This window comes from Lactobacillus sp. ESL0237, assembly GCF_003692985.1.
GTDB lineage: Bacteria > Bacillota > Bacilli > Lactobacillales > Lactobacillaceae > Lactobacillus > Lactobacillus bombicola.
Genome location: NZ_REHE01000002.1, coordinates 1 through 25,249 on the forward strand (window position 1 = coordinate 1; position 25,249 = coordinate 25,249).

Here is a 25,249-nt window from a genome sequence, read left to right on the forward strand (position 1 = left end):
TTAACTAGAGCAGATAGTCATGTGCCCCAGTATTTATTAGATAAGCATTACTATCGAAAGCATGGTCAAGGAGCGTATTACGGGCAAAATAATGCCCAGTCGCAGACCCATGCGAAAAGAAAATAACTTGTTGTACTAGCATAACTGGCTTTAGAAGTACTCAAACCACGGCAGTAATTAAAAATTATGCCGTGGTTATTTATTTTCTTTTTGTTATTTATTGAAACATGTTTCTAAAAAACAATTGACTTTAAGAAACAAAATGATAATATATTATTTGTAAGCGATTCCTTAATTGCGAAGAAAATGAAATATGATTAGGAGTATGTAAAATGGCAGAGAAAAACAAAAATAATTTTCTTACCGAAAAACTAATGCCGTTATTCAATAAAATTTCTAGTGCTAGGCACATGGTCGCCTTGCGTGATGGAATGACTGCGGCAGTGCCAATGATTATCATTGGATCAATTTTCATGATTATCGGACAATTCCCTATTAAAGGGTATTTGGATTTCATGGCCCACGTTTTTGGTCCTAATTGGGCTACGGTTGTGCAGTATGTAACCAATGCCTCATTTAATATTATGGGCTTAATTGCTGTTGCGGGTATTTCTTATAACTTAGCTAAAAGCTATCAAGGAATTGATCCATTTTCAGCAATGATTGTGGCAATAGCAGCGTTCATTTTAACTATTCCCATGCAGATTGGTAAAGATGGTGGCTTGTTGATTCCATTGAAACAATTTGATTCATCGGGTTTGTTTACTGCATTATTAGTAGGATTATTTGTAACTGATTTATATGTGTGGTTAATGCATAAAAACTTAGTCTTCAAAATGCCCGAAACTGTCCCACCTGCAGTTAGTAGTTCATTTGCAGCTTTATTCCCGGGAGCAATTTCACTATTTGTAGTTTGGTTAGTTCGAATTGGTGTTGAAGCTACGCCAATGAAGAGCATACCTAATGTGATTACATTCTTCTTACAAAATCCAATGAGTAAGGTGACTAATACTCTTGGTGGTGCATTAGTTATTGAATTAGTAATTTGTCTACTTTGGTTTTTTGGTATCCATGGTGCTAATGCCATTTCAGGGGTAGTAGATCCTATTTTGTATGCTGCTTTAGCTGCTAATGCATCAGCTCTTAAAGCGCATGAAGCTATTCCCAATATTATTACAAAAACTTTCTTTGACAACTTTGTTCATATTGGTGGTTGTGGTGCAACCCTGGGATTTGTTATTTTAATGGCTTTCTTTGCCAAAGATAAAGAAATGAAGGCAATGGGTAAGCTGTCAATTGGTCCAGCGATTTTTAATATTAATGAGCCGGTTATTTTTGGTGTACCAATCGTTTTGAATTACCAAATTGTGCTACCATTCATCTTAGCACCAATGGCTAATGTCATAACAACTTACACAGCTATGAAGATGGGGTGGGTCGCTAAAACAATTGGAATTTATCCGCCTTGGACAACTCCACCAATCTTATCAGGAATTCTTTCAACAGGGCATATTTCGGGTGGAATTATGCAATTATTCAACTTGGTAATGGATACAATGATTTACTATTTCTTCTTTAGAAGTATGGATCGGACTAAGTTGAAAGCTGAACAAGAACTAGAACAAGCTAAAGAATCAGCTAAGTAATGAATTAAAAGTGAATCGGGAATAAGTAGTGCAATCTAAACGAAAACTGACCGTAACGCAATTAAAAATTTATAATTATATTGTAGCCAATAAACAAAAGGTAAAAGAGATTACTTTGCGTGAATTAGCTAATAATTTACAGGTCTCACCCGCTTCGGTAGTGCGCACGTTAAATGCTTTAGGATATGGCCACTATTATGATTTGCAAAATGCAATTAAAGCTGAAAATAAGCGTAATCAGGTAGTCGATGATATTACCTATCAAGCACAATACTATTTTTCACAAGATGTTTTGCCTAATTATGAGCAAAAAATTACTAAATTTAAGCGTATTGCTCAAAAAACAAAAGAGTTTATCTTTTTTGGCATTGGCACTTCAGGGGATTTATGTGATTATGGTGCGCGTCAATTTGTCAATAATGGGCGTAGTGCCTTTGCTATAGGAGATCCTTATTATCCAGTCAATTTATGTCGTGATTCGTATCAAGAAAAGACAGTTATTGTTCTGTCGGTTAGCGGTGAGGGACAACCTACAATTGATCAAGTGAATAACTTTCGCCAGTTAGGCGCGACGATTGTTAGTATTACGAATGAAGCAGATAATACAATTGCGCACGTATCAGATCTTAATTTTACTTATCATTTAGAATATAAAATTATTGGCCAAACGATTAACTTAACTACCCAAGTTCCAGTAGTTTATTTACTTGAACGTTTGTCACGGGCTTTGCAAAAAGATAAATAATTAAGATAAAAATTTTAAAAATACAAATTAAAAGCGTTGAGCATTAGGCTCAGCGCTTTTTAACTACTTCGATTATTTCACTAAAAGAGCCAGTGCTTCGTAGGGCTTGAGATTTACAACGCTAGGCACAACTTTTAACTGTTTGCTGTAATTACTGATTAAAGTTTCAGCTGGCAGTTTTTGGTAATGTTGGGGAAGTTGATAGGAAGCAGGATTAGCATAAAAATTATTGATAACTAACAAGGCCTGACCATTATATTTACGGCAATAAGCATAAACTTGTGGGTGATTTAAATCAATTGGTTGGTAACTGCCATTAGCTATGATTGGATAAGTTTTTCGTAGCTGAATCAGCTTTTGATAATATGGGAAAATTTCACCATGGTCTAATTCAGCTGCAACATTAATTTGCGCTTGGTCTTGTGGTTTTAACCATGGTGTACCCGTGGTAAAACCGGCCTTTTGCGAATCATCCCAGTGCATAGGCGACCGACTATTATCACGGGACTTAGCTTGAATAATGGCGAGAGCCTTTTGCCCATCTAATCCTTTTTTTAGTAGTTCTTGATAGGCATTTTTGGTTTCAATATCAACGTAATCGGTAATACTTTGGTAGTTGGGGTTAATCATGCCAATTTCTTCGCCTTGATAAATATAAGGTGTTCCGCGTAGTAGATGCAATACCGTGGCTAACATTTCGGCCGATTTGGCGCGGTAGTGTTTGGAATCGCCAAAGCGACTTAAGGCCCATGGTTGATCGTGATTGTTCCAAAAAAGTGCATTCCACCCACCCCCATTACTCATGCCAACTTGCCAGTCATTGAGTAATTGTTTTAACTTTTGAAAATCGAAAGGAATTTTAGTCCATTTTTGGCCATCTTGATAATCAACTTTTAAGTGATGAAAGGTAAAGACCATGGATAATTCATGATTATCTTTTTTGGTGTATGCAATAGAATTAGCAATATCAGTTGAGGACATTTCTCCCACAGTTACTGTTTCAAGATCACGCCCAAAAGTATTTTTATTCATTTCTTGCAAGTATTGATGAACAATTGGTTGATCAGTATATAGTACCTTACTATCAATTTTAGCTGGTGCATCTGCCAAAGTTTCATCTTTGCCAATTACATTAATTACATCGAAACGAAAACCTTTGACTCCCTTAGCGCGCCAAAAATTAATAACTTTAAATAATTCTTTTCTTACTTCAGGATTATGCCAGTTTAGGTCAGCTTGCGACTTGTCGTATAAATGTAAGTAATATTTACCAGTATTACCAAAGGGTGCCCAAGCTGGGCCACCAAATTTCGAACGCCAATTATTAGGCAAACTACCATCGGCTTTAGGCTGGCGCAGATAAAAGAAATTTTGATAATATTGATCGCCAGCTAGAGCTTTTTGAAACCATTGGTGGTTAGTTGAACAATGATTGAAAACCATATCTAGCATTACCTCGATATGATTTTGCCTTAGCTGGGTGATTAATTCATCAAAATCGGCCATTGTTCCAAATAAAGGGTCAATAGCATAGTAATCTGCAATATCATAGCCATTATCATTTTGTGGTGAAACGAAAAATGGATTAAACCAAATCATGTCGATGTTTAATTGCTTAAGGTAGGGGATTTTTTGAATAATTCCGCGCAAATCTCCAATTCCATCGCCATTGCTGTCATAAAAAGATTTGGGATAAATTTGATAAATAACTTTATCTGCTAAACTCATAAAATAAAACCTCCATGTTCTGTTTTTCTGCGAGCAAAGTCAATAAATTTAAATTTGTCAGGGCGATGACTAGCAACTGTATATTGAAAAAAAGACGTATCTTTTAAATAGGTTAAACTGCGCACCACCACTACTAAGTTAGTATCAGTTAGCTGCAGTTGGTTGATAATTTTGTTACTGGCCGGTTCGACAGTAATTGCTTTGGTAGCGTAATCAATTGCTAACCCTAGTTCTTGTTCAAAATAAGAATATAGTGAATTCTCTGCTACTTGTTTTGAAAGCTGAGGAACATATTTTTTTAAAATATAGTCTTCGTCAATTACAATTGGCTCATGATTGACCGAACGTAGGCGACCAATATAAGTAGCGGCAGTATCAGTTAAATTGAGTTCTTGGCTGATATTAATTGGCAAGTGCGAATCATGTAGGGCTAAAACCCTAGTTGAGGCATGCATTTGTTCCTGCTGATTTAGTTCATCAAAAGAAGTAATATTTGAAATAGGAAAGCTAAAACGTGCGTTACTTAAGACAATAGAGCCTTTACCTTTGATTTTTTGAATTAACCCCGCCAACATTAATTCGTTTAATGCTTTTCTTATTGTTTCACGTGAAACGTGATATAAGGCTGTTAAATTAGGTTCGCTAGGTAAGAAACTACCAGGAATATATGAGCCATGTTTAATTTTTTTGGTTAAATCAGCAGCAATTTGTAAATATTTAGCTGACATTATTTCAATCCACCTTTTTTACTTTTATCATATTATTATTAATTGTTTTACAAGCAATAAGCCATAAAGCTATGGGTGCAAAGTTATGCTATATCAATATCATAAACATATTATTGACACTTGTCTATACAAGTTATATAATCATTTTGAAAGCGATAACATTTATTGTTTGAGCAAGCAATAAATGATTTATGGGGGTTACATTATGAATAATAATATCACTTATTATCACCTGTCACTGGGGAAGTTATTGAGCTTGCTCATGTCAATGACCCAGTTTTTTCACAAAAGACGCTCGGTGAAGGCTTTGCAGTTGTTCCTAATACGAATACGATTATTGCGCCAGTAGATGGAAAAGTAGTAATGCTTGCTGAAACTAAACATGCAATTGGATTGAGGACTGATAGTGGGATTGAACTTTTACTTCATTTGGGTATTGATACGGTTGAACTTGGGGGTAAACCATTTGCTTTAAAAGTTAAAACAAGCGACAAAGTTAAGGCTGGTCAGCCAATTGCAACAGTTGATTTGGCAGCGATTAAAGCAGCCCATAAGGACAATACAATTATTGTCGCCATTACTAATAGTGCTCAAGTTTTAGGAACTATTACTGTCCAAACGGGCATGATAGGTGCGGGTGAAGCTGCAGCAATTGTTAGCTTGAAGCAAGAAACAAGTGCTCATACTGCACCCAGTGCAGAACCACAGGTAAGAGTAATTGCACGGCAAGTGCTAGCAGCTGTTGGCGGAGCTGATAACATTAAAAGTGTGATTCATTGTTTTACGCGGCTACGCTTTACTTTAAAGGATGATAGTATTCCTAATGACGCGCAGGTCAAACAAATTAGGGGGGTGCTAGATGTAGCACGTGCTAATGATCAATATCAGGTTGTAATTGGTCAAACGGTTGAGGATGTTTATGATGAGTTAATTGCTTTACTTGGGATTAATCCTTCTTTACAAAAAGAAACACTAAATAATGAAGTTACTACTGGCGTAGGTAATAAACTTAAACAAGTTTTCTTCAAAATGATTGGAGTGATTACTGGGTCAATGATGCCGGTAATTGGCTTATTAGCTGCTAGTGGTATGCTAAAAGGAATTCTCAATATTTTAACTAACTTCGGTCATATGTCGACTACAACCTCTACGTACACTATTATTAATGCCATGGGGGATGCGGCTTTTTACTTTTTGCCAATCATTGTGGGGTTCACTGCTGCTCAAAAGCTGGGTTCTAATCCCGTCATAGTTTCTTTGATTGGTGGTTTTCTAATTTATCCCGAATTAGTAAAAATTTTTGCTAGTGGCAAATATACCTATTATCTTGCTGGAGTAGGGATTAATGCAAATTTCTTTGGTATCCCTATTCATATTCCTCAATATACTTACTCAATTTTTCCAATGATTTTTGCAGCTTGGATGGCTGCTAAGATCGAACCTTGGATTAAGAAATGGATGCCAGTAACTTTAAGACAAATTTTCACCCCTTTAATTGAAATTTTTTTAGTTGGTATGACGGTTTTAATCATTGTTGGACCAGTAATTTCATTTATTTCCGAGGGAATAGCTAGCACTTTACAATGGTTGTTAACAGTTAATAGTGCTTTGTCGGGGTTAATTATTGGTGGGCTCTATCAGGTCCTAGTTATTTTTGGGTTACATTGGGCGGTGATTCCGCTAATTGCTAATGATATTGCCGCTAATGGACATAGTGTTTTAATATGGACATAGTGTTTTAAATGGTATTATTTCCGTTACTATGGTCGCTCAAGGTGCTGGCGCTTTAGCAGTTTGGGTTAAGACAAAGCATAACCCAGATTTAAAAGGATTATCTTTAAGTGCAGCTATTTCTGCAGCAGTTGGTATTACCGAACCTGCCATGTATGGCGTCAACTTAAAATATGGTCGAGTCTTCTTAACTTCAAGTATAGGCGCAGCTATTGGCGGATTAGTTAATGGACTATTGAAAGTTGATATGTACGGTTTTACTGGTAGCTTGATTGGTTTTCCATCATTTGTAGCAAAAGCTGGTCAAGGTAATCCAAATAACTTACTGTATTTTTGGCTTGTTGCAATAGTAACAATAGTTGCTGCCTTTAGTCTAACGTATTTCTTTGGTTATCAAGAAACTGATAGTTATAATCCTAAAGATGCGCCAGAAAAAAAGAATATAGTAAATTTATAACAAAAAGACACTATGCTATTTGCGTAGTGTCTTTTTATATCTTAATTATTTGCAAATATTTCAATTGTTTCTTCGACTTCTAGCTTGTAATGCTTTGATTACTGTTCAGTAATTCTCGTAATTATTTAGTTATTAATTCTTGGGCAACTTGATGTATAATCTGGACGCTATTAATGACAAATGGGAAACCGACATATGGTAAAAGTTGGATAACTGACCAAATCAATTCACTTTCGCTATTGCCAGCTTTCAAACTACCTCTAGCATGGGCTTTAATTTGAAAGTTAACGTTTAGTGTAATTAAAGCTAGTAATTCATAGCGTTCCCGGTCGCGGACGGGTAAAGTTTCACGGTTATAGAAATCATTGAAAAAATGCTGGGTTAGAGCTTCAGGAATAAAATCACCAGCTTCATCTGGTAAGTCCTGGAGTAGCTTTTTGATTTCCGTACCATAAATTTCATCTTGCATTTTTGCCCCAAAATTTTTATCGGGCTGGAGCTGTGGTTGGACTGGGGTCAACTGCTGTTGCTCAAAAACTGCTTGCATAATGGTTAAGGCTTGTTTAACTTTTAATTGCCCCAGCACAGGTGTTAGTTGATAAACAGTTTCTAACAAAATTTCAGGTTGAACATGGGCCACTAAAGCTTGCTCAACTAGTTCAGTTAGTGAAGAAGTTACTCCTTGGGTAATGCTAGCAATAATTGGAATTAACACACGATCCTGTTTTAAATGAGCACGGCAATGTTGATTGACATCTGTTATAAATGGAGTAATTAACTGTTCATATTGCGCTAAAATATTTTTTTTCATAGTAGTATCTCCTTTATTTTAGGCAGATTTTAAGTTATTTAGTCAATTATGTAAAATACTTATTGAATATGATTAGCAATAATATTTTGTTATAGTTATCTGCTTACTAACTTTTGAAAATTGAAGCCTTTAATCGTTTTAAAAATAGTTTAGCTACAGGGGAAAGATTAACTTCGCGTTTCCAGACTACTTTAATTGTTTGATACATTTTGGGCGCTAATTTTTTGAAAGTTAATTTTGCCCCTGGTTCAATGTTGAGTAGATTATCTAAAGTAACCATTAAGGCAGTATGATTTTTAACCAGCAAAGTACCATTAAAATTCAAATTATATGTGCCAATGAAATTAACGCAATCTTGATAATTGCCCAACCAATTTTGAAATATTTGTAGGTTGTCTGATTGTTGCGAATTTAAAATTGAGCGTCCAATTAAATCTTGGGGGCTAATTTCTGTCTTCTGGGCTAAGGGGTCATCCGTTGTCATCAGTATTCCCCAAGTATCTTTTTCTGGTAAAGTTAGTGAAGCATAGTTATTTACCGGGATATCACCAATAATAATGGCAAAGTCAGCTGTTCCATTATTTAACTTACATTCTGCATAGCTGTAATCACCGCTTAATAAGTGTAATTTAACTGCTGGATATTCTGTAATAATTTGACTAATTATATTCATAATCCGCTGCATGCCCAAGCTTTCTCCCGCAGCAATTGTTAAGTCACCACCGATAAAGGCTGAGGCAGTTAAATTATTTTTAGTTTTGGCAGTTAAAGCCAAGATTTCTGTGGCTTGACTTAGTAAGTATTGTCCTGCTGGAGTTAAAGATAAGTGATGTTTTTGGCGATTAAATAAATTTACGCCAAGTTCTTGCTCTAAATCACTAATTTGTCTTGATAAGGCGGGCTGAGAAATTAGTAATTTTTTAGCGGCACGAGTCATATTGCCTTCTTGAGCGATAGCTACGAAATAATTTAAAACTCTTAATTCCATAATTATTGGTCCATTCTGCTTATTAATTTCAGTTTAAAATAATTATACTGTATATTAAAAACAGCTTCTATCATTAAGATAGAAACTGTTTTTTATTATCATAAAGCTATTTTGGCCAAAGAAAATTAATCAATAGCTGATTGACCTTCTGATTTTCATGTAGTTGGCTATGTTGCCCCGTTTTACCATAGATTTCTTGTTCTTGATATGACCCAGCTTGCTTACTAACTAAATAGCGGTATGAACGGGCAGAATTAACATCAACTGCTCCATCGTTTCCTTTACCAGTATTACCGTAAATATTTAGAACGCCTGCTGTTTTAGGAAAGCTTTTTCTTAAAGTTAACAATCCCCGATAACTTGCAGCCATTTTTTGGGGAGAGCCGTCTTGATTTAGAACTGTATGTTTTGGTGCTCCGATTTCACCAATATAACCGTTGTAATGCCCAGCAATGGAGACTTGTTTGTTTAATTTAGGCAGATTAGTATTGCTTAAATTATTGCGTAAAAAGTAAGCAATTTGTAAATTACCCATCGAATGTCCTACTAAATTTATTTTTTTAAAATGGTACTTTTTTTGTAAAGCAAGAATAATATCTTTGACGTAGTTGCTACTTTTACTCAAAGATAAAGATTGGTTGGTTGCATAAGGTGAGACACTCTTATTATTTTGAAAATTAGCTTCAATAATCGGATTTTTAGCGTTTTGTTTAATTGTTCCAATTAAACTTACTTTACCATCGGGGCTAACATCAGCACGAATGACTGCATTAGAAGCACCACTTTTTTTGGCAGCTGAGACCATATTTTCTTCGGCATGATAACTGCTGCCCCACCCATGAACAAAGAGAGTAGGGGTTGCAATTGGAATAATGGTCGCTCTTTCTGACTGATAATTACGCCTGCTAAATAGCAAAAGAGGAATTAACAAGATGATAATTACCAGTGTAAGCATGATGGTCTTATTTCTTTTCATTTGTTGAAGCGCTTAAGTTGTTCTTTAAATCGCTAATAATTTGCTCGACTGTTAAATGATTTTCTTGATAAATTTTAGCAAGTGGAGTTTGATCAGTGTAGATTCGTTTTTGCCCATAATTAAGTACTTTAACATTTTGCTTACCAAGATAAGCTGCTATTTTTTGTCCAAAACCACCATCTAAAATATTATCTTCTAAAGTAATAATTAGCCGGTGAGTAGCAGCAAGGTGGTCTAAAGTTGGTTGGTCTAAAATATTGGCAGAAATTGGATTAACCAGGGTAGCTCCTAACCGCTCAGCAACTTGCTGACCTAATGAATAAAAATCACCTAAAGCTAATATGGCAATATTTTTACCAGCTTTAACTTGATATTTTATTTGACTGTAATCGCTTAAAAGTGATTCAGTTGATCCGTTAGGTACAATATTTGTTGGCATTTTAAGCGCTACTGGCTGTTTCTTTTGCTTAATTGCCCATTCTAGCATAGCTTTTTCTTCAGTTAGAGTTGTAGGGGCTAGATAAATCCAATTTGGCAAGTTGCTAATCATTACTTGGTCAAAAATTCCTAAGTGGGTCTTTGATTCTGCAGAAATTCCGCCCCCAGCAACTAGCATTACAACTGGTAAATTGTTTGCAGCCACATCGTGAGATAGTTGATCAAAGGCTCGTTGCAAAAAAGTTGAGTTTTCAAATAAAACAGGGGTGCCGCCTTCTTTTGCAAAGCCAGCGGCAAAGGCAACCGATTCTTGTTCTGCAATACCAACATCGATGTAATTTTTAGGGAAATCATGCTTAATTTCATCTAGGCCAAATACCCCAGGAATTGCGGCATTGATAGCCATGATTTTTTGTCCTTGAGTAATTTGTTTCTTAATAGTCTCAATTGCAACTGTTTTGGCAGTTGGCTTTGTATCAGCTAATTTGATTGGCTGATCAGTTTTAAGATCAAAGGGCATTACCCAGTGGTGGGCTTCCTCATCCTTAAGTGCAGGGGCATAACCCATTCCTTTAATGGTATTAATATGTAAAAGAATAGGGTGATCAATATCTTTAACTGCTTTGAAGGCAGTAATCATATCTTGAACATTGTTACCATTTGCAACATAGCGATAATCAAAGCCCATGGCTGTGAAAGGATTTTCTGGTGCTTTTCCATTAGATGTCCGTAATTTTGCCAGTGCAGTAACTAAACCGCCAACGTTTTCGTCAATAGACCATTGATTATCATTTACAACAACGACTAAGTTATGTGGTTCAATAGCCGCGTTGTTTAATCCTTCGAAGGCTAAGCCGCCAGTTAGTGAGCCATCACCAATTAAAGCCATGATATTTTCGTGCCCCCCTATCAAGTCCCGGGCTTTCGCCATACCAGTGGCTAAGGCAATAGAAGTAGAAGTATGACCTATTGCATAGTAATCATACTCACTTTCGTCTGGGTTGGAATATGGGGTGACATCTTCATAATGGGTCGGGTCAAGCCAAGCTGTAGCGCGGCCAGTTAACATTTTATGGGGGTAGGTTTGATGCGAAACGTCCCACACAATTTTGTCTTTTGGAGCATCAAAAACGAAGTGGTAAGCAATTGTTGCTTCCACAATTCCTAAATCTGGGCCGAGGTGTCCACCTTCTGCTGCATCTTTTTCTAAAATCAAAGTTCTGATTTCAGTTGCTAGTTGTTCCATTTCAGGTAAAGTCAATTTTTTTAAATCTTGCGGATTATTAATTTTATTTAGTAAATAGTCATTGTGCATTTTCATAATGCTTGCCTCCTTAAACTATATTTATTATAAAATTGATTTAACTAAGTATAAAATACTTTATTTTAATTATTTGTAATAAGTTTAAGTAATAACTTAAAACTGTGGCAAAATTATAATTAACTATATTTGGCATAAAGGAGGATAAGTATAATGAAAATTGGATTTATTGGAACAGGTGTGATGGGGAATGCAATCTGTCTTAACTTACTAAAAGCGGGGCACCAACTTTTTGTTTATAATCGTAGCAAAAGTAAAACTGATAATTTAGTTGAACAAGGTGCTGTATGGTGTTCAAGTGCGCGGGTAGTTACTAAAAAGGCAGATTTAATTTTTACAATGTTGGGTTTTCCAACTGATGTGGAAGAAGTATATTTTGGCAGTAATGGTATTTTTGAAGAAATAGTGCAGGATAAATATATAGTTGATTTAACTACTTCAAAACCAAAACTTGCGCAAAAAATTTTTACTACAGGTGTAAAGAATGGCGCTAAGATATTGGATGCACCAGTTTCTGGTGGCGATCTTGGTGCCAAAAATGGTACGTTAACCATTATGGTTGGTGGCGATAAAGACGCTTTTAGAGCTTTACAACCTGTTTTTAATGATTTTGGCAAAGCTGTTCACTATTTTGGGCCCGCAGGATCAGGTCAAAATACTAAAATGGCTAATCAAATTATGATTGCTGGAACCATGACGGGAATGACAGAGATGTTTGTCTATGCTAAAGAAGCTGGGCTTGACTTAGCCACTGTGCTAGAAACAGTGAGTGGTGGAAGTGCGGCTAATTGGAGTCTTAGCAATTATGGTCCACGAATTTTACAAGGTGACTATACGCCTGGATTTTTCAGTAAACATTTTCTGAAAGATTTGCGGATTGCACTAGAAACTGCTGCGGAAATGAATTTAAGTTTACCGGCAACAACTGAAGCTAAAAGGCTCTACGAAGTTTTGGTTGATAAACAACATTTGGGTGATTTGGGTACGCAAAGTTTAATTAAACTATGGTGGCAGTAAGAGTAATTTTTTGGTAAAGTCTTAAACGAACAAAGCAGGGCAGCGATTATTAATCGCCGTCCTGCTTTTAAATTAATATTTATACTTAAAAAGTGGGATATTACTGCTTGCTGGGGATGTCTTGCTTTCCGTCTAAAAAATTGGCATACCTTCCCAGAACAAATATGTAGTCAGATAAACGATTTAAATATTGCAAACAAGCAGGTGCTAATTTTTGTTCTTCATTTAACTGGACCATTGTTCGTTCAGCACGGCGGGCAATGGTTCGAGCATAATGTAAATTAGCGGCTGTAATCGAGCCACCCGGTAGAATAAATTCTGTTAATGCTGGTAGCAGGGAAGTTAGCCGATCAATCTCTTGTTCAAGTTCTTTAACTTCCTTTAAAGTGATTTTAGACCGTCTTTTGACGACAATATCTCCTTGTAATAGATAAAGCGTGCGTTGTAAATTTTGGATAAGCTCCCGTAATTGACTACAGTTGGTGGATAAATTAGCTATTACAACTCCGAAATAAGACTGAAGTTCATCGACTTCACCAATAGTAGCTATTTGCAAGTCATATTTTGGCACCATTTTACCAGTAACTTGTTTAGTGAAGCCTTGGTCACCAGTTTTTGTATATATTTTCAATGTCATATTTTTCTCCTTTGGAAGTGATTAAGCGCAAGACAGAGTGGTTTATATAAAACTGGATAAAAAGCTAAATTACCAATTGCATGGTAAGTATCGAAAGTAAGACTGCTAGCCCAATATGCTAAGAAGGCAGGAATACCTCCATAAATTGACATGCCTAAGTCAACCCAAAAGCCATATTCCCAACCTAAAAAGGTAGCAAGAATTAACTGTAAAGTTAGATGGTCTTTTAAAGGTGTTAATTTACTAAGTAGTGCAACAGTTAGGATACATGCGCCATAGGCAAAAATTTGAGGAATAGTCCATAAACCGAAACCTAAGTAAATATTTGAAATTACCATGGTTAAGACTGCAAGTGTCAAGCCAAAGCTAATACTAAGATTCAAAGTCACAATCATTAAAATATCAGTTACGGGTTGAACATTAGGTATAGGAATAATTTTAAAAAGCCTTAGGGATACACACATTGCTGTTAAAACGGCCATTAAGGCTATTTTTTTAGTTGAGTTAAGCATTAATTCATTTTGGCTAAAGTAAATTTAACTTTATCGTGGTTATTTACTTTTTGTTCCGCAGCTCCCTTATTAGCAAATTTACCATTAATTGTATAAGTCCAATAAATTTGCTTGTGAGTATCTTGACTTTTACCATCTATTGCAGTGATAAAGCCATTTGTGCTCTTAACTCGCCAAGCTTTTTTAAGACCAGACATCACTGTTGCATGTTTAGAGAGTTTAACCTTTTTGTTTTTTATATTTTTTTTGTTTACATTAAGTGTATAAGCTACGGTAATTTTATTACTAGGCTTAGCCATAACTTCTTGGCTAGTCTGATTGCCTGTAAGAGAAAAAGTAAAAATAGTTGCTATTCCAGCAAGAACTGCTAATTTGTTTTTTTTCATAATAAATTCTCCTAAATTATATAATTCTAATTTGATTTATTTGACTGGACAAGACCCTGATTCACAATCAGTTTGATCAATTAATTCCAAATTTTTTTGGTCATTGTTTTGCTTGGCAAAGACTGTAGCAACATCGGCAATAATTGAGGCTTTTCTTTTTTCATATGTTTCTTTATCAATTGGCTCTTTTGGAGCTTGTTTCAATGAACCACCATAGTAGGGCAAAAGAGAGGTTGATTTAATAATATGGCGGTACTGGTTGAATAAAGATGTAATTTGCTTACCTTCATCATTTTGGAAGGTAATGGTGCAGCTTACAGCATTATCGGACCAATATGTTTGTAAGAAAGCTTGTGTTGCGAATTGCTCAGCAATTGAAACCGTGCCAGCAGAGGCAAAATTTTCACTATCTGCATGTGCAGCTCGTAGTGGGAATTCAACACAAACTGTATTTGGTGTGTAAACATCTGGTTCTGAATAATAACCACATTCAGCGAGGGCTTTAAGAAGCGGGTCAGACGCTTGGAAACGAATTCGTTGAATTAAGTAGCCTGCATAGTGAAAGTGCATACCTTCAGAAGCACCAGCAAGTTTTGCTACCGTTCCTGATGGTTTGACTGTAGTGTGTTTAATTGAAGGATTACATCCTAAAGCTTGGCTATATTCATTGTCTGCATCCACAACCGCTTGGTATGCGTTAGAAACCATTTCAATTCCTTTCGGATCATAAATCGGTACTTGAATTTTAGCTCCAGTTTCGTGATCGCTCTCTTCTTTAAAACCAGTGACAACACGGTGACCTAAATCATTCAATAACCAATCTTGAATGCCTGACATAGATACGCCAATACGACGATTTTTATAAATTATTTCCCGGGATATAGCCCAATCGTAAGTACTGAATGTAACACGTTTGGTATAGCGGGTGGCTAATCTAAACACATCTTTTAAATTCCAATTTTGTTGTTCAGCAATGTAAGGAAAAACTTCAAATAAATTACAAGGCTCACCATTAGCAAGAGAAATTTCACCACAAGGATTGGTTCCTTCTACTGCACCATCAACGTCTTTTTGGTATCCATCTATAATTCGACCATAGTTTTGAGATAAGTCCAAATTTACAATGCCTGGTTCGCCATTTTCTTTAATACCATTGGCAATCGGTTCATAATTGGTAAACGCAGCATCAATTGCTACACTATTATTTGATGCCCAACGGTGGTGATAGAGCTTATCTTGGTCTTGTTTCATAGTGATAAATGCTTGGTCTGTATTAGAACCTAATGCTAACTCAGCTGATCGTCTAACGTTACCAGCAACAACTGTTTTGCCAATTAAGTTACAAATATCTGTTGCATCAACTGAACTGATTTTGCGGTTTGAACATGTATTGATGATTTTGTTAATGTCGAAAAGCATTTCAACTAACGGCATTGGCCCAGAAGCTGTACCACCAAAACCATTGATTTTTGTTCCATAAGGACGAATATTACTGATATCAATGACTAATTTAGTCTTGTGCTCAGGATTTGTTTGATTAAAATGCATATCTATTAATCTGGCATTAGCTAAGACCCAGCCCTCTCGTGTGTCGGGCACTTCAAAATAGATGCAGTCATTTGGAGTACTATTTTGTTTAGACCACTTTTTTTTATCAATTGCACCAAGTTTAATTGTATCAGTATAAGAATCACTATCTTGATCAATAATAATTGTTAAATCAATGTTATTGTCGACTTGGGGTATTTTTTTTATGTTATCTTGAGTAACTGAGAATCCCACACCACCCCCTTTCATTAGTTGATCAAATAGAAAAGAAAAGGGCATTGAAACTGCTACCTGTTCTTTTTTTAAATAATCGGGCAAAATATGGCTGGCACCATAAGCTTGAGGACGAATAGCAATAAACCAACAGTTATTCAAGGAATCGCCATTGCGTTTTTGATAGTCAGTACCAGAAACCCAAAGATTGCGACCAGATGGAGTAGCAGCAAGGCCATAAATCATTTTGAATAGTTCTTGAGCTTCAGTGGTTAACTCATTAAATAATTTATCTGAAGGTGAGTCCTTTAAGCGGGGATCAAGATTGATATTACCTTCCACAACTCTTTTAACGGTTTCATCCCAATTTTCAGAACGATTTTTTTCTGGTAGCCACCGGGCATAAGTCCGTTTGTAAGTAACCCAGCCTAATTCGCCCCAATGGGGGGTAATATTTTGTTTCACTCGGTCAATATAGGCTTGACTTAAAGTTATGGTTGAATTTTTCATAATAAAAATGACTCCTAGATATAAATTTTGTTTCACAACTACATTATGTATGGTTATATAAAAAATGATACCACAACATGTTGTGTATGCAATAAAAAATTAGCAAATAAAAAAATAACGCCAGTCTTTTATGTGCGAGTAAGAAATACTAAGTTTTAAAATAAATAGCAAAGAAAAAAGCACAATAAATTAAAAATTGTGCTTACCTAATGACTTGAAGTGGTAAAGAAAAACTACAAAGAATAATCTTTTAAATAGACTAACTATGCTAAGGCGATTTAATAAAGGTAAGCCAACTTAAAGTGTGTTAGCATAATACTGGATTAAACATGTTAAATGACTTTGTCCGCTAATTTTAATAAAATAGATAGTAAACAGATTAATTTTTAAGTTTATTAATTTATATATTAATAGCAATAAGGAGATATTTATTTGCGATTTAAACAAATAATTTTTGATGTTGATGATACTTTAATTGATTTTGCTGCTACAGAACATTATGCTTTACGTAGTCTTTTTAATGCCCATCATTGGAAATTAACTACGGCGTTGCAACAGCGTTATAACAGTTACAATCAAGGTCTTTGGCGCCAGTTAGAACAAGGAAAGATCACCTACGACCAGCTCAGTGAAATGGTTTTTCATAACTTTCTCAAAGATAACCTACAAATTAATGTTGATGGTCTATTAATTATGCAAGAGTACCGCAGTTATTTTAGTGAATCTCATCAGTTGTTGCCAGGTGTTATAGATACACTTAGATTTGCTCAAAAAAAAGGTTACCAGTTAGCGGTTCTGAGTAATGGCGAAAGCTTTATGCAAGAACATCGACTTGCATTGGCAGGAATAAAAAATTATTTTTCCTTAATTGTTACTTCTCAAGCAGCTGGTTTTGCTAAGCCAGACAAACGTATTTTTGATTATTTTTTCAATTTATCTTCAATCGGACCTGCTGAAACAATTTTTTTTGGTGATGGTTTGCAGTCAGATATTTTAGGTGCAGAAAATTATGGCTTTAATAGTATTTGGTATAACCATCGGCACCGAAAAAATAATATGAATTTGCATCCCCTGTATGAAGTAAAAAATTATCCCCAATTCGTTAAGCTACTTAAAAATGATTTATAAATTAAGTTGCTAGGTGCTTAGTTAATTAATGATTTCGGTATAATAAAGTAAAGTGTTATTAATGTGACAGTGGTTGGCTGATTTTCAAGAAAATTAGTGTTAATTGCTGATGCTACTCTTTAAACAATTGAAGGTGATTGAAATGAAAATTGGATTTATTGGAACTGGTAAAATTGGTACTGCTATCGTTCAGGGACTACTACAAGCTAAAACTGCTAGTGAGGATATTTATATTTATGACGGTGGGCACGCATCTGCACAAAAACTGGCAACTAGATATGGGTTACAGTTAGTAGATACGTATAATGAATTTGAACCCTGTGAAGCAGTAATTGTAGCAGTAGGTGGTTCAGCAATTGATAATATTTTTATAAAACTAGGACAAGTTTATCATGGCATAATTATTTCAACTGGTGGTGGCGATTTAAAAAAGGTTAAGCAGCTGATTTCAGCAGATGCAACCTTTGTCAAAGTTGTTCCTAACACACCAGTTAAAATTGGTCGGGGTATCACAGTAATTAGCTTTCTTTCTGAGGAAAAACAAGAAGTAATCGAACTAACTAAAAATATTTTTGCTTGCATGGGTGATGTCTATGTTGTTCCTGAAAATAAGTTAGGAATTTATGGCACAATTGCTGGGTGTACGCCAGCCTATGTTGATTTATTAATCCAAGCCCTAAGTGATGCTGCAGTAGAAAATGGTGTTAAGCGGACGGATTCCTATGAAATAATTGAAAAAATGCTAATTGGTACAGCTCAATTAGCTCTTGATACAAAAAAATTACCAGAAGAATTAAAAAATGAAGTAACAACGCCAGGTGGTTCAACCATAAAAGGAGTTAATAAGCTAGAAGAATTAGGTTTTCGTGGTGCTTTAATCCAGGCAACTAACGCTTCAGCTAATTAATGGGTATGATAATAATAAAAATAAATGCAAAAAGCACCGAAATAAATCGGTGCTTTTTGTAAAGTTATAGCATGTGTTTAAGTAGAATAAATTAATTTGTGAAATTAAAATTCTTTATTTAAATCAACTGGTGTATCAGCTGGTTCACCCTTAATTAATTTTAAGTTGTTATCAAAAGCATTAATAACCATATTGCGAACAGCATGAGTAGTGTAAAAAGCAGTGTGTGGGGTTACCAAAACATTTGGTCGGTCAATCAAGTCGGCAAGACGCTTGTCAGGTAATTCTTTATTGGTGAAATCACTATTGAAAATACCAACTTCACCTTCGTAAGTATCCATTGCAAAACCGAAAATTTTACCAGAATCTAATCCACGCACGATAGCATCGGTGTCAACTAAAGGACCACGAGATACATTAATGATAACAACATCATCTTTCATCTTTTGAATAGAATCATCGTTAATCATATGGATGTTTTCTGGAACGTCAGGGACATGAAGTGAGATGACATCTGCTTGTGCATATAATTCATCTAAACTATCAACGTAATAACCCTTTTCTTCTAAGATTGGGTTCTTAAATAAGTCATAAGCAATGATTTTAGCACCAAAGCCTTCCATGATTTGCATGAATACTTGGCCAATGTGTCCCGTACCAATAACACCGACAGTTTGGTCCCGTACTTCACGACCGATTGTTGGTGCCCAACGGAAGTCATGTTTAGCAAGTTTTTCATCCATTGCCTTATCTTGGCGTAAGATTCTAGCAGCTTGAATAGCAGCATGTTCAGCAATAGCATCAGGTGAATATACTGGAACATTGGTTAATTTAAACCCAAGTTCTTTAGCTTTTTTTAAGTCAATGTTGTCAATTCCAACGTTACGAATTGACCAATTGTGAATACCAAGCTTATCTAAAGCTTCGATAGTGTCCGCTTTGTAATCTAATTGTTGGTAAGTAACAACACCATCAGCTCCTTGAGCCAATTGAGCAGTTTCAGGGGTCAACAGTTGATCTGTAAAATCAACAGTAATGTCGGGATGGGCTGCTTGCCATTCGTGAACATATGGTTCCTCATCTTTGCGGATAGCGTAAGCATAAATTTTAGTCATAAAATCTAACCTCCATAGATTATCATTATTCTCTCTTGTGCTATTATACACTTGTAATGATTGAATTAAAAATATAAACTTGTGAAGAATCTTACTTTTATTATAACCTGCTATTAAAGCAATCGCTTACATTATTAATGAGATAGGATTAAACTAAGTAAATAAATGTACAGTATTTTTTGACTAAAGTCGTGAAATAATGAGCAGCTTTTTTGTGGCTTGAATTAGGTTAGAATTTTATAATTTTATTTTGCATGAGTAAGTGCTGCAAGATAACAAGACAATCTTAAAAAATATATAATGGGTAAGCAAGATACAACAAAGGAGAAATAAATGATTTTAATTTCGTGGAATATTGATTCGTTAAATGCAGCTTTGACGGGAACATCATCACGCGCTGAAGCAACCCGGCAGGTTTTAGTAAAAATATACGAGCATAAGCCGGATATTATTGCCCTTCAAGAAACTAAGTTGCGCTCGACAGGTCCAACTAAAAAGCACCAAGAAATCTTAGCAAAAAATTTTCCTGAATATGAAATTGTTTGGCGTTCGGCCCAAGAGCCAGCTCGTAAAAGTTATGCGGGGACAATGTATTTATATAAGAAGGAACTTAAACCATTAGCAACTTTTCCTAGAATTGGCGCACCTGAGCCAATGGACGATGAAGGTAGAATTATTACTTTAGAATTTCCTAAATATTTTGTTACCCAAGTTTATACACCAAATTCTGGCAGTGGTTTAAAGCGTCTAAGTGAGCGGCAAAGTTGGGATAAGAAGTATTGCGATTATTTGAAAAAACTAGATCAAGAGAAACCTGTCTTGGCTAGTGGAGATTATAATTGTGCTCATAAAGAAATTGATTTGAAACATCCAGATAATAATCATCATTCAGCAGGTTTTACAGATGAAGAGCGGCAAGGTTTTACGAAATTACTTGAAGCTGGTTTTGTAGATACATTTAGAAAAGTAAATGGCGATATTGAAGGAATTTATTCTTGGTGGGCCCAAAGAGTGAAGACCGCCAAGCAAAATAATTCTGGTTGGCGAATTGATTATTGGATAACTAGTGAGCGAATTGCGGATAAGGTTAAACGTTCTGAGATGATTGATACTGGGCTTAGAGCAGACCATTGTCCGATTTTACTTGAAATTGATATTTAAAAGATAAATAAAGAGAAATCCAAAAAAGTTAGATTTCTCTTTATTTTATATAAAATGGTGCTGAGGCAATATTGAATGAATGATACACTACAAGATGCAATTCTTAATGGTCTATATGATTTATCTTATCCAGGACATGAAATTGTAGGTCCTAAGCTGTTAACAAATACAAAACATGAAAATATTTGGTTAACTTTGCGTTATGAACTTATGCATTGTAAAAACTTTACTTGGGCAGTTGCGTTTATTACGCAAGATATGCTAGTTCCCTTTAAAGTGATAATGGCAGACTTAGCGCAACAAGGTATTTCAGGAACTTTAATTACCGGTGATTATTTAAATTTTAATGATCCACGCGTTTTTCACGAATTATTAAAGATCGATAACTTATCAGTTAAAATAGCACCCAAAAATGGGTTTCATGTTAAGGGCTATTTTTTTGAGCACGATGACTGGCAAACTATGATAATCGGCAGTGCCAATTTTACTAGATCAGCCTTGCTTAGTAATTATGAGTGGGCGCTAAAGGTCAGTGCGAAAGAAAATGCGACCTTAACTAAGCAAATTAATAAGCAACTTGAGACTTTAAAAAAAGTTAGTCAAGAGCTGACTAGTTCATGGCTGCAAACATATGAACAAAGTTGGGTGCGCCCCCAAATAAAACGGCAAACAAAAAGCCAACTACCTATTTCTCAGGAAATAGTTCCCAATCATATGCAAAAAGCTGCTTTAAAGCAATTACGTCAATTAATTGCTCGTGGTCAGTCACGCGGTTTAATAGTATCTGCTACAGGTACTGGTAAAACTTATTTAGGAGCATTTGCGGTAAAGTCTTTTAAGCCACAAAAATTTATTTACGTTGTTCATCGTGAGCAAATAGCGCGAAATGCCTTAGCTAGCTTTTATCAAGTAATTGGTGGAGCCAAAACCGATTATGGCTTATTGACCGGAAATAAACATGAATTGAATCGTAAATATATATTTGCGACGGTACAAACTTTAAGTCAATCTAAAGTTTTAGCTGAATTGAGTCAGACCGAATTTGATTATATTCTAATTGATGAAGCACATCGCTCTGCAGCTCCAAGTTATCAGCGTATTTTCAAAAAATTTAAGCCTAAATTTTGGCTAGGTATGACGGCTACGCCTGAGCGAATGGATAATCAAGATGTTTATCAGTTATTTGATTACAATTTGGCTTATGAGATTCGCTTACGGGATGCTTTAAAGGAACAGATGCTGACACCATTTCATTATGTTGGAGTTGCTGATTATGAAGTCGATAATGAGGTGATTGATGAAACAGCTAATTTGCGCTATTTATTAGCACCAAAACGAGTGGATTATGTCTTACAACAACTTGATTATTATGGCTATTGTGGTAATAGAGCTAAGGGACTTGTCTTTTGTAGTAGACAAGAAGAAGCACGTGAATTAGCCCAGGCTTTTTCTGCCAAGGGCCATCCTGCAGTTGCCTTAACTAATCAAGATAGTGAAAAAAGGCGACAAGAAGTAGTTGAACAGCTTGAACAAGGTAAGCTTGACTATATTATAACAGTTGATCTTTTTAATGAAGGGATTGATATTCCAGCTCTTAATCAAATTGTGATGTTACGTAACACACAGTCAAGTATTGTTTTTATTCAGCAACTTGGTAGGGGATTACGTAAATATGCTGGGAAGGACTATGTAACGGTAATTGATTTTATTGGTAACTATAAAAATAATTATTTAATTCCAATTGCCTTAAATCAAGATAACAGCCGAGATATCGATCAAGTACGTAAGGAGACTATCTTACCTGGATTTATTGATGTTTCAACTATTAATTTTAGCCAAATTGCATCGACTAAAATTTTGGCTTCGCTTGACAAAATTAAACTTGATAGCGTTAAAGAATTAAGGCAATCTTATCAAGAATTAAAAGAAAAAATTGGTCGTGTGCCCTTGCTTTTTGATTTTGTTAACTATGGTTCAACTTCTCCTGAGGTATTTGCTAATCATACTGGTTTTCAAAATTATGCTCAATTTTTGGTTAAAATGGGAGAATCAGTTAAATTAACTGAATTTGAGCATGCGATCTTGTCTTTTTTAACCAAAGAACTTTTAAATGGTAAAAGACCGCATGAACTCTTACTACTGCAAGCCTTACTAACAAAAGAACATATCAGTCATAGGGAATTTGAAAATATATTAAAAAGATTTGGTACATATTGTAACGAAGCAGTTTTAAAGTCGGTATTGGCTATTTTATCATTAGATTTTTTTGACGTTAAGCAAAGGCAGACAACCAAGAAGGCCCAATATGGTGGTCAATCACTAATACAACAGGATGACTTACTTAATTATCTTTTAGCACCAAAATTGAGCCAGGCTTTGCAGAACAATCATATATTTAAGCAATTATTTACTGATGTAGTTAATACGGGGCTAAAAATTAACCAACGCTATAATAAGCAAGAACAATTTACACTTTATCAGCAATATGAGCGCAAGGATGTATGTCGTTTGCTTGATTGGCCTAAAGATGTTTCTGCACCAATGTATGGCTATCGTGTAGATAAAAAAGAAACTCCGATTTTTATTACCTATGAAAAGGATTCATCTCAAAAGCGTAATGCGTTATATCATAACACATTAGAAGATGGTCAAACTTTGCGTTGGTATACTAGGGCACCACGGCACATAAATTCGGATGAAGTTAAAAGATTACTTAATACACCGAAGATGAAACTACATTTGTTTGTGAAAAAAAGTGATGCTATAGGCAAGAAATTTTTTTATTTAGGTCAAGCTGATATACAAAAGAAAACCGTTAAAGAAGAACTTTTGGGTCCGAAAAAAAAGGCAGTAGTTGGTATGAATTTACGGCTACAACATCCTTTAGAAAGTAAAATGTATCAACTACTATTTGAATAATAAAAAAGCTTCTATGAATTATAGAAGCTTTTTATTGTGTAGCGCTGATTTTAGCGAGGAACAAACGTATTAGGTTTAATATGCTGCAATATTTCATATCCTACTGCTTTTTGGTCATTTTTATTATCATCAGTTTGGTTTAAAAACATGATAATTCCATTTTGATTATCGGTTGTCAACTGCACCCAAGTGCCAAAATGCATAGCTGCAATACTACCATATGCTAATTTGAGTGAATCGTTATTTTGTAAATACATTCCACCAGAGTAATCTGTGACCTTACTCTTTAAATGTGTTAGATAATAAAAATCATTCTTATTCAGGATCTTTCCATTGCAAAGACCAGCCTGGATTTGATAATATTCGCTGGGACTAGTAAATAGATTACCTGCTCCAGGAATTTGTGAAGCAAGTGACTGCTTAATGTAGGCGGGACTTTGATAGTTTTTACTTCCATTTGAATAATAAGAAATTGGGTCAGTTTTGTCATTGGGGATGTTTTGGTACAAATAAGTATTTTTCAAGCCTAAGGTATCCACGATGCGATTTTGAAAATTTTCTTCGTAAGATTTACCTGTGACCTGTCTAATTATTCCTGTCAGCAAAATAAAGTTGCTATTGTTGTAATGGTAGCTACCAACTAAATCGGAAGAAGTTGCATTAATATTGTTAACGATCCAGTTAATTGCATTAGCTTCTGAATATACATAGCCTCGGTTTATTTCAGTTCCGGTAGCTTTAATACCAGAGGTATGGGTCAATAGATTACCGACCGAAATTTGGTTAGCGTTTTTTAGATTGGGATACCAACGTGAAATCTTAGTGTACTGGTTAAATGCTTTATTAGTATTTTTGGTCTCATTCATAAGTTGAATTATGATTGCTCCAGTAATCACTTTTTGTAGCGAGGCCGTCGGGTATGTTACATTGCTTTTACCGTTGCCAATGCGCTTACCATACCAAGCATAACCATAACTAATTGTTTGGGGCTGCCCATCTTTTACTACAGTAACCGAACCACGGACATGGTGCCTTTTTAAAGTTTCTCTGACAAAATTAGACATTTCTTCATTATCATTAGTGCTAGTTGATGAAGTTGCAGCTTCAACTGGCATTGCTTTTGTACTAATTGCAGTAGAAGTACCTATAGTTAATGCTGCAATAGTTGTTAAAATTTTATGTTTCACAATATTAAACTTCTCCTTTAAACTATTATTTGTATTATAAAACGATAACTGCAACAAAGATATGTGAAAAAGATTAAGTTTATTTAACGATTTGATTTCTAAGCTATTGGCTAAAAAATATATGATCACAATCAAAAATATAGGGACAAACATAAATATTATCTCATGTAACTATTGGCTATAAATAAAGGTGTTAACGTATACAATTTAGTTGGCTTGAAAAAAATCATAAAAAAGGGTTGCAAAAACCAAAAAAGGTTGCTAATATAAATAACTGTCGTCAGGGCAAAGCCAGTAAGGCAAAGGCAAGGCGGCAAAAAAGATATAAAAAACCAGTTGACAAAAGCGACTGAGTTTAGTAATATAAAAAGCGCTGTTGTTTAAAGAAGCGGCAGCGCGGGTCAGAAAAAAGTTCTTGACAGAGTCGAGAGCATCTGATA

General features: G+C 35.2%; 19 protein-coding genes and 2 pseudogenes. 9 read left to right on the forward strand and 12 right to left on the reverse strand.

All coding sequences use genetic code 11. The features are described 5' to 3' along the window. From araD to F5ESL0237_RS00205, 3 genes and pseudogenes are all read left to right on the forward strand, one after another. Positions 1-126: pseudogene (gene araD / locus F5ESL0237_RS00195) on the forward strand (L-ribulose-5-phosphate 4-epimerase); the annotation flags it as partial. 206 nt (positions 127-332) lie between these two features. Next, positions 333-1,646: a PTS cellobiose transporter subunit IIC gene (gene celB / locus F5ESL0237_RS00200; RefSeq protein ID WP_122021099.1), complete on the forward strand. Its 1,314-nt coding sequence runs from the start codon at positions 333-335 to the stop codon at positions 1,644-1,646. Positions 1,647-1,674: 28 nt separating this feature from the next. Next, entirely contained in the window at positions 1,675-2,391 is a 717-nt protein-coding gene (locus F5ESL0237_RS00205) for a MurR/RpiR family transcriptional regulator (protein WP_122021100.1), read from the forward strand. A 72-nt stretch (positions 2,392-2,463) separates the two neighbouring features. Here the strand turns inward: F5ESL0237_RS00205 and treC are convergent, their stop codons facing one another. Next, the gene (gene treC, locus F5ESL0237_RS00210) at positions 2,464-4,119 is read right to left on the reverse strand and encodes an alpha,alpha-phosphotrehalase (RefSeq protein WP_122024300.1); all 1,656 of its coding nucleotides are present in this window, start codon (positions 4,117-4,119) and stop codon (positions 2,464-2,466) included. Next, positions 4,116-4,847, reverse strand: coding sequence for a trehalose operon repressor (treR, locus tag F5ESL0237_RS00215; RefSeq protein ID WP_122024301.1), 732 nt, complete (start codon positions 4,845-4,847; stop codon positions 4,116-4,118). The genes treC and treR overlap by 4 nt, the downstream gene beginning before the upstream one ends. A gap of 249 nt (positions 4,848-5,096) precedes the next feature. Here treR and F5ESL0237_RS00220 point away from each other — a divergent pair. Next, positions 5,097-7,035 (forward strand): annotated as a pseudogene (locus F5ESL0237_RS00220) (glucose PTS transporter subunit IIA). A 121-nt stretch (positions 7,036-7,156) separates the two neighbouring features. Here F5ESL0237_RS00220 and F5ESL0237_RS00225 read toward each other — a convergent pair. The 4 genes from F5ESL0237_RS00225 to F5ESL0237_RS00240 all read right to left on the reverse strand — a co-directional run bounded on the left by F5ESL0237_RS00225 (position 7,157) and on the right by F5ESL0237_RS00240 (position 11,569). Next, complete coding sequence (locus F5ESL0237_RS00225; protein WP_122024302.1) at positions 7,157-7,846, reverse strand: carboxymuconolactone decarboxylase family protein; 690 nt, start codon at positions 7,844-7,846, stop codon at positions 7,157-7,159. A 106-nt stretch (positions 7,847-7,952) separates the two neighbouring features. Then, entirely contained in the window at positions 7,953-8,834 is an 882-nt protein-coding gene (locus F5ESL0237_RS00230) for a LysR family transcriptional regulator (RefSeq protein WP_122024303.1), read from the reverse strand. Positions 8,835-8,940: 106 nt separating this feature from the next. Continuing rightward, the gene (locus tag F5ESL0237_RS00235; protein ID WP_122024304.1) at positions 8,941-9,810 is read right to left on the reverse strand and encodes an alpha/beta hydrolase; all 870 of its coding nucleotides are present in this window, start codon (positions 9,808-9,810) and stop codon (positions 8,941-8,943) included. Next, a complete protein-coding gene (locus F5ESL0237_RS00240; RefSeq protein WP_122024305.1) occupies positions 9,797-11,569 on the reverse strand; it encodes a 1-deoxy-D-xylulose-5-phosphate synthase in 1,773 nt (590 codons plus the stop codon). The genes F5ESL0237_RS00235 and F5ESL0237_RS00240 overlap by 14 nt, the downstream gene beginning before the upstream one ends. Before the next feature lie 153 nt (positions 11,570-11,722). Here F5ESL0237_RS00240 and F5ESL0237_RS00245 point away from each other — a divergent pair, with 153 nt between their 5' ends. After that, entirely contained in the window at positions 11,723-12,586 is an 864-nt protein-coding gene (locus F5ESL0237_RS00245; RefSeq protein ID WP_122021108.1) for an NAD(P)-dependent oxidoreductase, read from the forward strand. 100 nt (positions 12,587-12,686) lie between these two features. Here the strand turns inward: F5ESL0237_RS00245 and F5ESL0237_RS00250 are convergent, their stop codons facing one another. Genes F5ESL0237_RS00250 through nrdJ form a run of 4 tightly spaced genes read right to left on the reverse strand, consistent with a single transcriptional unit; the run spans position 12,687 to position 16,392 of the window. Beyond that, complete coding sequence (locus F5ESL0237_RS00250; RefSeq protein WP_122021109.1) at positions 12,687-13,223, reverse strand: cob(I)yrinic acid a,c-diamide adenosyltransferase; 537 nt, start codon at positions 13,221-13,223, stop codon at positions 12,687-12,689. Beyond that, positions 13,220-13,735, reverse strand: a complete 516-nt coding sequence (locus tag F5ESL0237_RS00255; protein WP_122021110.1) for an ECF transporter S component — start codon at positions 13,733-13,735, stop codon at positions 13,220-13,222. The genes F5ESL0237_RS00250 and F5ESL0237_RS00255 overlap by 4 nt, the downstream gene beginning before the upstream one ends. Continuing rightward, complete coding sequence (locus F5ESL0237_RS00260) at positions 13,735-14,121, reverse strand: DUF4430 domain-containing protein (protein WP_122024306.1); 387 nt, start codon at positions 14,119-14,121, stop codon at positions 13,735-13,737. The genes F5ESL0237_RS00255 and F5ESL0237_RS00260 overlap by 1 nt, the downstream gene beginning before the upstream one ends. Before the next feature lie 36 nt (positions 14,122-14,157). Continuing rightward, positions 14,158-16,392: a ribonucleoside-triphosphate reductase, adenosylcobalamin-dependent gene (gene nrdJ / locus F5ESL0237_RS00265; RefSeq protein WP_122024307.1), complete on the reverse strand. Its 2,235-nt coding sequence runs from the start codon at positions 16,390-16,392 to the stop codon at positions 14,158-14,160. 432 nt (positions 16,393-16,824) lie between these two features. On the opposite strand from nrdJ, the gene F5ESL0237_RS00270 reads away from it, so the two are divergent. Further along, on the forward strand, positions 16,825-17,520 hold the full coding sequence (locus tag F5ESL0237_RS00270) for a YjjG family noncanonical pyrimidine nucleotidase (protein WP_122021113.1): 696 nt from the start codon (positions 16,825-16,827) through the stop codon (positions 17,518-17,520). Between the two features lie 142 nt (positions 17,521-17,662). Next, positions 17,663-18,427 carry a pyrroline-5-carboxylate reductase gene (locus tag F5ESL0237_RS00275; protein WP_158592368.1) on the forward strand — a complete coding sequence of 255 codons (765 nt, stop codon included), beginning with the start codon at positions 17,663-17,665 and terminating at the stop codon, positions 18,425-18,427. Positions 18,428-18,531: 104 nt separating this feature from the next. Here F5ESL0237_RS00275 and F5ESL0237_RS00280 read toward each other — a convergent pair whose 3' ends face one another. After that, positions 18,532-19,542 (reverse strand): D-2-hydroxyacid dehydrogenase, encoded by a 1,011-nt coding sequence (locus tag F5ESL0237_RS00280; protein ID WP_122024308.1) that lies wholly within the window; start codon positions 19,540-19,542, stop codon positions 18,532-18,534. 333 nt (positions 19,543-19,875) lie between these two features. On the opposite strand from F5ESL0237_RS00280, the gene F5ESL0237_RS00285 reads away from it, so the two are divergent. Both F5ESL0237_RS00285 and F5ESL0237_RS00290 read left to right on the forward strand, forming a co-directional pair. Then, a complete protein-coding gene (locus F5ESL0237_RS00285) occupies positions 19,876-20,703 on the forward strand; it encodes an exodeoxyribonuclease III (RefSeq protein ID WP_122024309.1) in 828 nt (275 codons plus the stop codon). Between the two features lie 75 nt (positions 20,704-20,778). Beyond that, positions 20,779-23,622 (forward strand): DEAD/DEAH box helicase, encoded by a 2,844-nt coding sequence (locus F5ESL0237_RS00290; RefSeq protein ID WP_122024310.1) that lies wholly within the window; start codon positions 20,779-20,781, stop codon positions 23,620-23,622. A 50-nt stretch (positions 23,623-23,672) separates the two neighbouring features. On the opposite strand, the gene F5ESL0237_RS00295 is transcribed toward F5ESL0237_RS00290, so the two are convergent. Continuing rightward, positions 23,673-24,737, reverse strand: coding sequence for a serine hydrolase (locus F5ESL0237_RS00295; RefSeq protein WP_122024311.1), 1,065 nt, complete (start codon positions 24,735-24,737; stop codon positions 23,673-23,675). Positions 24,738-25,249: the final 512 nt, after the last annotated feature.